Source organism: Staphylococcus sp. HMSC65H10, assembly GCF_001839185.1.
Classification (GTDB): domain Bacteria; phylum Bacillota; class Bacilli; order Staphylococcales; family Staphylococcaceae; genus Staphylococcus; species Staphylococcus simulans.
Genome location: NZ_KV840375.1, coordinates 1 through 13,238 on the forward strand (window position 1 = coordinate 1; position 13,238 = coordinate 13,238).

Annotated in this window: 12 protein-coding genes; all 12 read right to left on the reverse strand. The window is 38.3% G+C overall.

What is annotated here, in order from left to right; genetic code table 11:
• Nucleotides 1–51: 51 nt before the first annotated feature.
• The 12 genes from HMPREF3270_RS09475 to pyrR all read right to left on the reverse strand — a co-directional run bounded on the left by HMPREF3270_RS09475 (nt 52) and on the right by pyrR (nt 12,748).
• On the reverse strand, nt 52–453 hold the full coding sequence (locus HMPREF3270_RS09475) for a VOC family protein (RefSeq protein WP_002480626.1): 402 nt from the start codon (nt 451–453) through the stop codon (nt 52–54).
• Nucleotides 454–956: 503 nt separating this feature from the next.
• Entirely contained in the window at nt 957–1,148 is a 192-nt protein-coding gene (locus tag HMPREF3270_RS09480; protein ID WP_070848776.1) for a hypothetical protein, read from the reverse strand.
• Between the two features lie 26 nt (nt 1,149–1,174).
• Complete coding sequence (pyrE, locus tag HMPREF3270_RS09485; RefSeq protein WP_023015755.1) at nt 1,175–1,786, reverse strand: orotate phosphoribosyltransferase; 612 nt, start codon at nt 1,784–1,786, stop codon at nt 1,175–1,177.
• Between the two features lies 1 nt (nt 1,787).
• Nucleotides 1,788–2,492 (reverse strand): orotidine-5'-phosphate decarboxylase, encoded by a 705-nt coding sequence (gene pyrF, locus HMPREF3270_RS09490; protein WP_002480623.1) that lies wholly within the window; start codon nt 2,490–2,492, stop codon nt 1,788–1,790.
• The gene (locus HMPREF3270_RS09495; RefSeq protein ID WP_057511010.1) at nt 2,492–3,409 is read right to left on the reverse strand and encodes a dihydroorotate dehydrogenase; all 918 of its coding nucleotides are present in this window, start codon (nt 3,407–3,409) and stop codon (nt 2,492–2,494) included. Before HMPREF3270_RS09495 ends, pyrF begins: the two co-directional genes overlap by 1 nt.
• Complete coding sequence (locus HMPREF3270_RS09500) at nt 3,406–4,170, reverse strand: dihydroorotate dehydrogenase electron transfer subunit (RefSeq protein ID WP_060803939.1); 765 nt, start codon at nt 4,168–4,170, stop codon at nt 3,406–3,408. The genes HMPREF3270_RS09495 and HMPREF3270_RS09500 overlap by 4 nt, the downstream gene beginning before the upstream one ends.
• A 57-nt stretch (nt 4,171–4,227) precedes the next feature.
• Complete coding sequence (gene carB, locus HMPREF3270_RS09505; RefSeq protein ID WP_070867246.1) at nt 4,228–7,401, reverse strand: carbamoyl-phosphate synthase large subunit; 3,174 nt, start codon at nt 7,399–7,401, stop codon at nt 4,228–4,230.
• Nucleotides 7,394–8,494, reverse strand: a complete 1,101-nt coding sequence (locus HMPREF3270_RS09510) for a carbamoyl phosphate synthase small subunit (protein ID WP_070848774.1) — start codon at nt 8,492–8,494, stop codon at nt 7,394–7,396. Before HMPREF3270_RS09510 ends, carB begins: the two co-directional genes overlap by 8 nt.
• A gap of 6 nt (nt 8,495–8,500) precedes the next feature.
• Nucleotides 8,501–9,772: a dihydroorotase gene (locus tag HMPREF3270_RS09515; protein WP_002480618.1), complete on the reverse strand. Its 1,272-nt coding sequence runs from the start codon at nt 9,770–9,772 to the stop codon at nt 8,501–8,503.
• The gene (locus HMPREF3270_RS09520) at nt 9,759–10,667 is read right to left on the reverse strand and encodes an aspartate carbamoyltransferase catalytic subunit (RefSeq protein WP_060803937.1); all 909 of its coding nucleotides are present in this window, start codon (nt 10,665–10,667) and stop codon (nt 9,759–9,761) included. The genes HMPREF3270_RS09515 and HMPREF3270_RS09520 overlap by 14 nt, the downstream gene beginning before the upstream one ends.
• A 30-nt stretch (nt 10,668–10,697) precedes the next feature.
• Nucleotides 10,698–11,999 (reverse strand): uracil-xanthine permease family protein, encoded by a 1,302-nt coding sequence (locus tag HMPREF3270_RS09525; RefSeq protein WP_002480616.1) that lies wholly within the window; start codon nt 11,997–11,999, stop codon nt 10,698–10,700.
• 221 nt (nt 12,000–12,220) lie between these two features.
• On the reverse strand, nt 12,221–12,748 hold the full coding sequence (gene pyrR / locus HMPREF3270_RS09530; RefSeq protein ID WP_057511005.1) for a bifunctional pyr operon transcriptional regulator/uracil phosphoribosyltransferase PyrR: 528 nt from the start codon (nt 12,746–12,748) through the stop codon (nt 12,221–12,223).
• Between the last annotated feature and the right edge of the window lie 490 nt (nt 12,749–13,238).

Sequence of the window (13,238 nt, forward strand, 5' to 3'; positions counted from 1 at the left end):
TTAGAAGTCAGAACATTTATGTCCCGACCCCTTTACATATCATTGATGAAATTAATCCATTAATGCTAGTTGGAAATTCACACCGAAGCGATCTTGTATCCATGCGAATTCTCTGTAAGGTCCAAGCTCAGTTTTGGCCATTAAAATGGCACCGCCGCTTTTTAGTCCACTGTATAGACGTTCCATTTCCATAGCATTATCTACTGTCACAAATAAAGAAATAGATGGATTCATCGGTATTTCAGTTCCATTAGAATTATCAATCGCCATAATAATTTGGTCTTTTAAACGAATAATTGCGTGTTGGACTGCACCCGCTTCTCCGCTTCCAAACTCATCATACTTCACCATTGAAACCACTTCACTGTCTTCAAATACTGAAGTATAAAGTTCAATCGCTTCTTCAGCTTCATTATTAAACATTAAAAATGGTGTCACCTTTGGTATTTGCACACTATCCCCTCCTCATAGACTTACTATTTACTAATCACATAGTAATTTAAAATTAAGCAACTTAAAAATCACTATTTTGACACTTAAAACGATACATGAATGACTATACAAAAGCAACTCAACCTATACATAGAACTGCCTTAATTGAGATTGTGTTTTTCCTCAAAAGGGTTAAATTAAGCTAACATTATGAAAGACCAAAAGTGAATCAAACAGTACCTTTTTCTATATGTATGACACAATTCATAGTATAATGACTTTATTCCAAAACAATGAGTAAATCTTAATCAGATGATTGAATGAATGGAGGTCTATGATGTCTCACTTTTTCTTACCTATTTTAGCAATGTTAGCAGTGATTATTATCGGTTATATCTTTATTAAAATATATTTACGCTAGTCTATCTGTCACTTTTGACTTAGACGCGTTTTTCTTAAAATTTAAAAATCCGCAATCATAAGCTCAAAATGAGTGTTCATGATTGCGGATTTTGTCGTTTGTTTTAAATTAAGCCTTTTTCTTTTATATCTGTTTTACATTTCTTGAATATGTTTTTCTCGTGTTCATTCGATAACCATTGATTTTCATCTTGATCATAGTTATTGACCGGCTCACGGTAATCTTCATTTGCGGATAAGAACTTATTTATGTGCGCAAATGGTTTATGAGCAGTTTGTGCATGTGTATTGGACATGGTTCATCCCTCCATCCAATTCCATCTTATGCTAAATTGTCTCTCCATTCAACTAAAGATTGAATATCTGACTCAGAAATTTTACCTTGTTCTTTAGCCACGTCGATTAATTCGTTGTAGTCACTTAAAGTATAGAACGGAATATCAGCATCTTTGAACATTTGATCCGCTTTAGCAAGACCATACGTAAAGATTGCGACTACACCTAATACTTCAGCGCCAGCTTCTCTTAATGCTTCTGCAGCAACTAATGATGAACCGCCTGTTGAAATTAAGTCTTCAACGACTACGATTTTTTTACCTTTACTTGGTGCACCTTCGATTTGGTTTTGTTTACCATGGCTTTTACTTTTAGAACGTACATAGCTCATTGGCATATCTAATTTTTCAGAGATGAACGCTGCATGAGGAATGCCCGCTGTCGCAGTTCCTGATACAATTTCAGCATCTTTGAAATGTGTTTGAATCAATTCGATTAAACCGTCACGAATCGCGTTACGAACTTCTGGATAACCTAATGTTACTCGGTTATCACAATAAATCGGAGATTTAATCCCTGAACTCCATGTAAATAAATCATTCGGTGATAGTGCAACTGCACCAATATCTAATAATGATTGCGCAATTTGTTTTGACATCTTAACCTAACCAACTTTCTTTAATATGATGATAACTTTCAACCGGATTGTCACTTTGTGTGATTGGACGACCTACTACAATATGTGTAGAGCCCATTTCACGTGCTTTGTCTGGTGTTGTAATACGTTTTTGATCGTCTTGTGCGTAATGTGCTGGACGAATACCTGGTGTTACTTTCAAGAAGTCTGAACCTAATTCTTTTGTCAGTAATTCTGCTTCTAATGGTGAACATACTACGCCATCTAAGCCAGCTTCTTTAGTTAAACGTGCATAGTTTAATACAGCCTCTTCAATTGAAGTTTGGATGTTTTGTTCTTTTTGCAGCATTTCTTCTGTTGTTGATGTTAATTGTGTGACCGCAATAATTTTAGTGTCTTTGTTAACGCTACGTAAGCCTTCAACTGCTTGGCGCATCATTTCAGTACCACCAGCAGCATGAACGTTTACTAAATCTACATTTAAACGTCCTAAACCAGCCATCGCTTGTTTGACTGTATTTGGAATATCATGCAGTTTTAAATCTAAGAAGATTTGGTGGCCGCGTGCTTTAATTTTATTAATTAATTCAGGGCCAGTTTGATAATAAAGTTCCATTCCGATTTTGATGTATAAAGGTTCATCAAATAAATCTAAGAAATTTTCTACTTCTTCAGCCGTCGCAAAGTCTAATGCGATAATCGGTAAAGGTAAATTACGATTTGCCATTATTTAGTCACCTCAAAAGTCCTTTTGTACAATTCATTAATATGGTTTACACCTAAGTCGTCGAGCAATGCTGGCAGTTCATCAATGATTTCTTTACAAACCATTGGATTTTGGAAGTTAGCTGTTCCAACTGCTACCGCATTCGCACCCACTGAAATATAGTCTATAACATCTTGTGCGTTTTGAACACCGCCCATTGCGATAATTGGAATATCTACAGCTTGTCTGACTTGATAAACCATTCGCATTGCGACAGGTTTGATTGCTGGTCCGCTTAAGCCACCGACTGTATTTGCGATAATTGGACGCCCTGTTTTCGCATCAATACGTAAGCCGACTAATGTATTAATCATTGTTAAACCATCCGCATATTGTGCGATTGCTTTAGCCATTGCGACAATATCTGTTACGTTTGGTGAAAGTTTCACGTATACAGGCACTTCAGAAACTGCTTTAACTTTACGTGTCAATTCAGCAGCAACTACTGGATCCACACCAAACTGCATACCGCCTTCTTTCACGTTCGGACAAGAGATATTTAATTCCAACGCTTTCACGTTTGGTGCTTTTGAAATATGCTCAGCCACGTATACATAGTCTTCTTCAGTAGAACCCGCAACGTTTGCGATAATCGGTACATCAAATTGTTCTAACTTCTTAAGTTCATGTTCAATAATGTGATGCACACCAGGGTTTTGTAACCCAATCGCATTAATCATACCGCTATCAGTTTCAGCAACACGCGGTGTTTCATTACCATAACGTGCTTCTTTCGTAGCGGCTTTAATCATAATGGCACCCAGTTCACTTAAGTCATAAAATTGACTGAACTCAGCACCGAAAGCAAAACAACCGCTTGCTGGCATAATCGGGTTCTTTAACTCTAGTCCTGGAATTTCTACATTTAATCGACTCATAGGATGACTGCTCCTTTCTCAAATACAGGTCCATCTGTACAAACTTTGACATAACTTGTTTCAGATTCAGGTGTATGGCAGACACATGCGTAACATGCGCCGATACCGCAACCCATGCGTTCTTCAAGTGATAAGAAACCTTCAACATCTGCTAATTTGTCATGTTCTTTAATGGCTTTTAACATTGGTTTAGGTCCGCATGTATAGTAAATATCATAATCTACCGGCAACTCAGAAATCACATTTGTCACAAAGCCTTTTGCTCCCATTGTGCCATCTTCAGTCACAATGTGCGTTTCACCTAATTGCGCAAACTCATCTGCGTAGAAGACATCTTTTTTACTTCTGAAACCTAAAACATGTACTGTTTCAATACCTTGACGATTCAGTTGTTTAGATAGTTCATATAAAGGAGGAACACCGATACCACCGCCCACAAGAAGCGCTTTACGTTCTGCTTTTTCAACAGGGAAACCATTACCTAAAGGTGCAATAATATCAATCGCATCATTCTCACGCATTTGAGACAGACGTTGTGTCCCAGCACCTTCTGCACGATATAACATCGTAAAGGTTTCAATTTCAGGTTCGATATGACAAATTGAGATCGGACGTCTCAACATATGCAGTGAACCTTCACCTACTTTAATATGAACGAATTGTCCAGGTTGTGTCATTTTGCGTGTCACAGGTCCTTTTACTTTAATTTCAAAAATGCGGTCCGCAATTTCTCGATTGGATACGATAATGTTTTGTTCCACTGTTAAATCCTCCTTTTAATCTTGAATCTATCTTCATTATAGCCACTTTAACTACTTTTACATACTTCTCATTGTGAATGTCATACTCTCAATCACATTCGTTAACGCATTCGCTGTATCTAATGATGTTAAACATGGCACACCATTTTCTACAGACGCACGTCTGATTTGGAAACCATCTCTTTCAATCGTTTTCCCTTTTGTCATAGTGTTAATGACAATTTGTACGTCACCATTTTGAATGCGATTTAATAAATCATCTTCACCGCCGATTTTACCCACTGTTTCAACCGGAATATGATTTTCAGCTAATTTCACAGCTGTACCTGAAGTTGCGAGTACTTTATATCCCACTTCATGTAAACGTTTGGCGATTTTAACCATTTCTTCTTTATCTTTATCACTGACAGTAATTAACACTGTACCATGATCTTTCACTTCCACACCGCTCGCAGTTAAACCTTTGAACAATGCTTTTTCTAAAGTTAAATCTTTACCCATGACTTCACCTGTTGATTTCATTTCAGGTCCAAGCGTAATGTCGACATTTTTCAATTTATTAAAACTGAATACTGGCGCTTTAACATAAACCCCTTCTGAATAAGGTTGAAGTCCTGGTTTGTAACCTAAGTCACTTAGTTTTTCTCCTAAGATGGCACGCATCGCAAGTTGTGCCATTGGAATATCTGTAATCTTACTTAAGAACGGTACTGTACGACTTGATCTTGGGTTCACTTCTAACACATAGACTCCATCATGTGCTAATACGAATTGGATATTGATTAAACCGATAATATCCAAACCTTTCGCAAGTTTCGTTGTATAAGCTTCTAAAGTTTGAATCACTTCATCAGATAACGTTTGAGGCGGATAAACTGCGATAGAGTCGCCTGAGTGCACCCCTGCACGTTCAATATGTTCCATAATACCTGGAATAATCACTGTTTCCCCATCTGAAATCGCATCAACTTCAATTTCTTTACCTGTTAAGTAACGGTCAACAAGTACTGGATGTTCAGGACTCGCTTTTACAGCTTCTCTCATGTAGTTTTCTAACTCTGCATCATTATACACGATTTCCATCGCACGGCCACCTAATACATACGATGGACGTACAACAACTGGATAACCGATTTCTCGCGCATTGTCTAAAGCTTCTGCAGGAGAAGTTGCAGTTTTACCTTTCGGTTGCGGTACAGCGATGGTATTTAAGAGTTCTTCAAACTCTTTTCTATCTTCAGCACGGTTTAAATTCTCTAAAGATGTACCTAAGATTTGCACACCGTGTTTCGCAAGTTTTCCTGCTAAATTGATTGCAGTTTGGCCACCGAATTGAACTACAACACCTTTAGGCTGTTCGAGTTCAATAATGTTCATGACATCTTCTTCAGTTAATGGTTCGAAGTAAAGTTTATCTGAAATTGAAAATTCAGTTGACACTGTTTCAGGGTTGTTGTTGACGATGATTGCTTCATAGTCTGCATTTTGGATTGCCCATACGGCATGAACTGTCGCATAGTCGAATTCAACACCTTGACCGATACGGATCGGACCAGAACCAAGTACAATCACTTTTTCTTTATCTGTTACGATGGATTCATTATCTCTTTCATATGTTCCATAGTAGTACGGTGTCGCAGATTCAAATTCTGCAGCACATGTATCTACCATTTTGTATACTGGTTTTATATCATTTTCATGGCGGAGTCGATAAACATCTTCTTCTTCCATATCAAATCTATGCGCGATGACTTTATCGCTGAAACCATAGTCTTTCGCATATTTAAGATATTCGATATCACCTTTATGTGCTTTTAATTCACGTTCGATATCGATAATATGTTGGAATTTGTTAAGGAAGAAGTAATCGATTTTAGTCATCTCGTGAATTTCTTCGAGTGTTGTACCACGTCGAATCGCTTCACCGATGAAGAAAAGACGTTCATCATCTTGTTGTAAGATACGTTCTTTTATGTAGTCTAAATCGTAACTTTCTCCATTCGGTAATCCTAGATGATGGACACCATATTCTAATGAACGAATGGCTTTTAATAATGATTCTTCATACGTACGGCCGATAGCCATAACTTCACCTGTTGCTTTCATTTGCGTTCCAAGTACACGTTCGCCTTTTTCAAATTTATCAAATGGGAAACGTGGAATTTTAGAAATCACATAGTCTAAAGCTGGTTCAAACGCCGCATAAGATGTGCCTGTGACAGGATTTAACATTTCATCCAATGTTAAACCAACCGCAATTTTAGCTGCTAATTTCGCAATCGGATAACCTGTTGCTTTTGATGCTAAGGCTGATGAACGTGATACACGTGGATTAACTTCAATGATATAGTAATTCATTGAATATGGATCAAGTGCTAATTGTACGTTACAACCACCTTCGATACCTAAAGCACGAATAACTTTTAATGATACGTCACGTAACATTTGATATTCAACATCTGTCAAAGTTTGACTTGGCGCAACAACGATAGAGTCACCTGTATGGATACCAACTGGGTCGATATTTTCCATATTACAAACCACAATGGCGTTATCGTTTTTATCACGCATTACTTCATATTCAATTTCTTTAAATCCTGCGATAGATTTTTCAATCAAACATTGTGTAGCTGGGCTATAATGCAAGCCGTTTGTCACAACTTCTTTTAATTCTTCGTCGTTATGACAAATACCGCCATCTGTACCACCCATTGTAAATGCTGGGCGGACGATTAATGGATATCCCACTTGTTCTTTAAACGCAAAAGCTTGTTCTACGGTGTGGACGATGTCACTTTCAGGAACAGGTACATCTAAGTCATTCATCAAACTTCTAAATAACTCACGGTCTTCTGCTTGTTGAATTGAGCTTAATTTTGTTCCTAATAAACGTACATTGTTCGCTTCTAAAACACCGCTGTCATGAAGTTGAATGGCCATGTTCAAACCTGTTTGTCCACCAAGTGTTGGTAAGAGTGCATCAGGTTGTTCTTTACGGATGATACGTGCGATAAAGTCGTGTGTTAAAGGTTCGATATAAACTTTATCTGCAATTTCTTTGTCAGTCATAATTGTTGCTGGGTTTGAATTGACTAAGATAACGCGGTAACCTTCTTCTTTTAAGGCTAAACACGCTTGTGTACCAGCATAATCAAACTCTGCAGCTTGACCGATGATGATAGGTCCTGAACCAATCACTAAAATGGTTTTAATGTCATTATTTCTAGGCATTGACTGTACGCTCCTTCGCTTTGAATTCTTTCATCATATCAATGAATTGATCGAATAAGTAATTTGAATCAGTAGGTCCTGGGCATGCTTCTGGATGATATTGTACTGAAAAAGCAGGAAGCGTTTTATGTTTTAATCCTTCCACTGTGCCATCATTTAAGGCAATATGTGTGACTTCTAAATCTGTGTGTGCAACTGAAGCTTCATCAATTGCGTAACCATGGTTTTGACTTGTTAAAGCAATTTTTCCCGTTGCTAAGTCTTTAACTGGATGGTTTGCACCACGGTGACCAAACTTCATTTTGAAAGCTTCGGCACCTTGTGATAATGCAAATAGCTGGTGACCTAAACAAATACCGAAGAATGGAATTTTTCCTAAGATACCTTGAATCATTTCCACAGCTTCTGGTACATCTTCAGGATCTCCTGGGCCATTCGATAACATGACACCGTCAGGTGACATGCCAAGAATAATTTCAGCTGGTGTATTGTATGGCACGACAGTTACATTACAACCGAGTGCGTTAAGTTCTCTAACGATATTTTGTTTCTTTCCGAAGTCTACCAATACGACGCTTAAGTCTGAGTCAGTTGATACATAAGGTGTTTTCGTCGATACCATCGGTACTTCGTCACGAGAGAGTTCAAATTGTTTAAGTTCTTCTATGAATGCTGGAATATCTTCAGCGTGGTCTGTAAAACCAGCTTTAAGTACTCCGTGTTCACGTATTTTACGTGTGATACTACGTGTATCTACACCAGAAATACCTGGAATATCATATTGAACTAATACATCGTTGAAAGTCTTTTGTTGACGGAAGTTGCTAGGATGCGTACTCGCTTCTTTTACGACTACGCCACTTAATGTCGGTACTAACGATTCAAAATCATCTCTGTTAATACCGTAATTCCCGATTAAAGGATAAGTGAATGTAATGATTTGACCTGTGTAAGACGGGTCAGAAATTGTTTCTTGATAACCCGTCATTGCTGTGTTGAAGACAATCTCACCTTTAGTCAGATTGTCTGATCCCAGCTTTCTTCCTTCATAAATTGAACCATCTTCAAATACAAGATATCGTTTTTCTAACATTGTTGTTTATTCCTCCTTGAATGCCACTTCTCCAGCTACCATTGTTAATACAGGGTTGCCGTATACTTTATAACCGATGAATGGTGTGTTGCTTGCTTTTGAATGGAAATCTTCTGCTTTGATTTCTCTCTCTTCTTCTAAATCGATTAATGTTAAGTCTGCTGTTTTGCCTTCTTCTAGGATGCCGTATGGCAAGTCAAAGATCTGTGCAGGTTTAATTGTTAAGTAGTCAACTAATTGTTGTAATGACCAATCTCCATTTTTCACAAAGTGTGTGTAAAGTAATGGGAATGCTGTTTCACTGCCGACAATACCGAATGGTGCTTTTGTCATTGGTTGTGCTTTTTCATCAGCTGCATGTGGTGCATGGTCAGTTGCGATACAATCAATTGTGCCGTCTAACAATCCTTCAATCAATGCATCTCTGTCTTCTTTACTTCTTAAAGGAGGATTCATTTTGTACATTGCGTTGTCACCAGGGACATCGTCTTCTGTCATTAATAAGTGGTGCGGTGTCACTTCAGCAGTGACTTTGATACCTGCTGCTTTCGCATCACGGATAGCACGTACACTTTCTTTTGTTGAAACGTGACATACGTGGTAGTGACAATCTGCTGCTTCAGCTAATAATACGTCACGTGCGATTTGTACAGCTTCACAAATGTTTGGAATACCTGGAATACCTAATTCTTTACTGCGTTTCCCCTCGTGCATAGCGCCGCCGTAGATTAAACTGTTATCTTCACAGTGTGCAACCACTGCTTTGTTTAATTTGGCTGCTTGTTGCATTGCTTCATACATTGTGCCGGCTGTTTGTACCCCTACACCGTCATCTGTGAACGCAAATGCGCCGTGCTCAGCTAACCCTTTGAAATCAACTAATTCGCTGCCTGCTTGTCTGATTGTAATTGAAGCGTATGGTAATACACGAACACGTGCGTTATCTTCAATTAATTTGTTAAGTTTTTCTAAATGTTCAACTGTATCTGGTACTGGGCGAGTATTCGGCATTGGACAAACTGTTGTGAATCCACCGCGTGCTGCTGCTTTTGTACCTGTTTCAATTGTTTCTTTATGTTCTCCGCCTGGTTCTCTTAAATGTACGTGTACATCAACTAAGCCAGGTGCTGCGAAGCGACCTTTTGCGTCGATCACTTCAACTTCTGAACCTACTGTGATTTCTGGTGCGATTTCTTTTACTTTGTCGTCTTCTACTAAAATAGAAGCCTCTGTTAATTTACCGTCTTTTAATACTTTTGCATTCTTAATTAGCAACATCGATAAGAACCCCTTTCTGTTGTTCCGCAATAATATGGCTGATGACTGACATACGTAAGAACATGCCGTTTTTCATTTGTTTGAAGATACGTGCTTTTGGCGCTTCTACTAATTCTGTATCAATTTCAACGCCTCTGTTCACTGGTGCTGGGTGCATTACAATTGCGTTTGGTTTCATGCGGTTGTATCTTTCTTTTGTTAAACCGTATTTTTCATGGTATTCATGTGGATCAAAGTTTAATTCTCCGTCATGTCTTTCGTGTTGTACACGTAATAACATCACAATATCCGTTTCTTCGATGACATCATCAATTTTGACATATGGTGCATCTAGAGTATCGTCAATCCATTCATCTGGTGCTGCGAATTTAACGTTAGCACCTAAAGCTGTAAGTGCTTGGTAGTTACTGCGTGCTACACGTGAGTTTTTAATATCTCCGCAGATTAACACGTTCAAGCCTTTGAATTTTTTGTATTCTTCATAGATTGTCATGATGTCAAGTAAGCTTTGTGTTGGGTGTTGACCACTGCCGTCTCCGCCATTAATGACTGGGATGTTTAATCCTTCTAATTCTTTGTAGTAATCATTTTGTGGGTGACGGATAACTAATGCGTCTACACCGATGCTTTCTAAAGTTTTGCATGTGTCATATAATGACTCACCTTTTTTAACAGATGAAGTACTAGTTTCAAATGGAATTTCTTGCATACCTAAGCGACGTTCTGCCATTTCGAAGCTACATTTTGTGCGTGTTGAGTTTTCGAAAAATAAGTTTGCTACGTATGTGTCATTTAATTTATGAACTTTCTTACCTTGTTTATATTCGATTGCTGTTTCGATAAGTGAATAGATTTCTTCATTTGATAAATGTTCCATAGATACTAATTGTTTCATTGTTAATTCCCCCTAAGAATTGGATAAAGTTTATTTATTTGATGTTTCCGGTTTTACTTTAGGTAAAATTAGGTTCAATACGATACCTGAAAGTGCTGCAAGTGCCATACCTTCAACTTTGACGCCGTGAATATCGAACATTAAGTTTCCGATACCCACCACAAGAATAACTGACGCGATTACTAAGTTACGGTTTTCCGAAAAATCTACCTTGCTTTCAACCAGCATTCTTAAGCCGCTTGAAGCGATGATACCGAATAAGAGAATGGATACCCCACCCATAACTGGTGTTGGGATTGATGAAATCAATGCTGTGAACTTACCTACAAATGCCAGGATAATCGCAATGACTGCTGCACCGCCGATAACGTAGATACTGTAAATCTTTGTTATCGCAAGTACGCCGATGTTTTCACCGTATGTTGTACTTGGCGGTCCGCCGATAATACTTGCAAACATTGTAGATACACCGTCACCGATGATTGATCTGTGAAGACCTGGTTTCTCGAAGAAGTTTCTGCCGACAATCTTGTTGATGACCATTTGATGTCCGATGTGCTCACTGACTGTGACGAATACAATCGGAACCATTAAGAGCACCAGTCCGAAGTGGAAGCTTGGATGATAATCTACAAATGGTACATAGATGTGCGGCCAGTCGAACCATGATGCTTTCATCACTGGTTTGAAATCTACGATGCCGAAGATGATGCCTGCGATGTAACCTACAATGATTCCGATTAAGACTGGAATCAGCGAGAAGAACCCTTTCATGTAGCCTTGAACAACTAATGTTGTGATTAACGTGATCATTGCGACAATCAAGTAAGTAACATTGTAACCTTTCATGTCTGCAGTATTTTCAAACATTGCCATGTTGGCAGCTGTTGGCGCAAGACTTAATCCGATAACCATGATGACTGGTCCTACTACAACGGGCGGTAACAAATGCATAAGCCAACCGATTCCGCTTAGTTTGATTAAGATTCCGATGATGACATACATTACACCACTCATGAAGAGTGCCACAAGCATGTCTCCTAAGCTGTGTGTACTTAATCCTGTAATAATCGGTGTGATGAAGGCGAAGCTTGATCCTAAGTACGCTGGAATCATTGATTTTGTAATTAAGATATAAAGCAATGTTCCGATTCCTGATGCAAGCAATGCCGCTGAAATTGGCAAGCCTGTTAGGAATGGTACTAAGACTGTTGCGCCGAACATCGCGAATAGATGTTGTAAGCTGAGGAAGGCCCATTGGCCTGCTTTCGGCTTTTCATTAACATCTAGTACGGGTTTCACCGTTCGCTCAAACATTTGTTCATTTTCCATTTCTCTTTCTTCCTTTCATAAAAAAATCTCTTTACAGCAATCAGCGTGCAAAGAGACATTGTGGGGGAAAGATAAGAAGGTGTTGTCTGTTTGAGATATACGTGTACCTCTTTAGAAGTTGTTTCTTACAAGCTTTATAGCCTCTCGTGCTAGTTTTGTAAGTCGACAACAGTTCTTATCTAACCCTTTGTCAGTCTCTCGTACTGATTTAAAAGGGTAAGCTATTCAATTATAACTGCGTTGCGACCATCTGTTTCGTCTACATAGACTAAAACTTCTTCGTCTTTCGCAGTTGGAATATTTTTACCTACGAAGTCAGCGCGTATTGGTAATTCACGATGTCCGCGATCTACTAATGTCGCTAATCCGATTTTTTGTGGTCGAGAATGTAGTAAGATTGCATCGAGTGACGCACGTACAGTTCGACCTGTATAAAGCACATCATCAATGATGATAACGACTTTGTCTTTAAGGTCTACATCAATGACATAAGACTTCTCAGACATTTTAGGTGTCGGTAACTCTAAATCATCTCGAAATTGCGTAATGTCTAATGTTCCTGTAGGAACACTTACGTCTTCAATTTGTTGAATCTTCGTTTGAATACGTTTCGCTAAAAATTCTCCGCGTGTTTTCACACCAAGCAACACAAGATTTTCAGTACCTTTGTTATACTCTAAAATTTCATGTGCGATACGTGTTAAAGTCCGCTGCATGCCTGCATCATCTAATACAATACGTTCTGTCATTCCCGCACTCACCTTTCCATAAAAAAATCCCATATCTCAATTGAGAGACATGGGACACGAAGAACATGCGAGATTTACTATCTCAACTATTTAAATCAGTAACTGTTTTGTCGGTTACTTTACTAAATTTGTATGGCAATCAGGGTTGGTGAATTGCGTGTTCATACAAAATTACCTCTTAATAAAGTGTTTACTTAGTTACTTTCTCTAGTTTCAACATGTAAATTATCTGCCTTCGGAGCATCTCTGTACTCTCAATTAAAGACTTACGATTTCTTTATTAAACTGTACTAAGTTTAACACAGATAGATGAAAAGTCAAAGGTATTTCCAAAACAAATATAAAGATTTTTCCACTCATACAAACATTATAAATAGTTAAGTTAATCTCCATGGTCAATTCATTCTAAAAGATCACAATTCTAAAACGTCACCCGTGATTGCATCAATAAACTTAGTGTTTTACTTCATTCTAAAAGATCACAATTCTA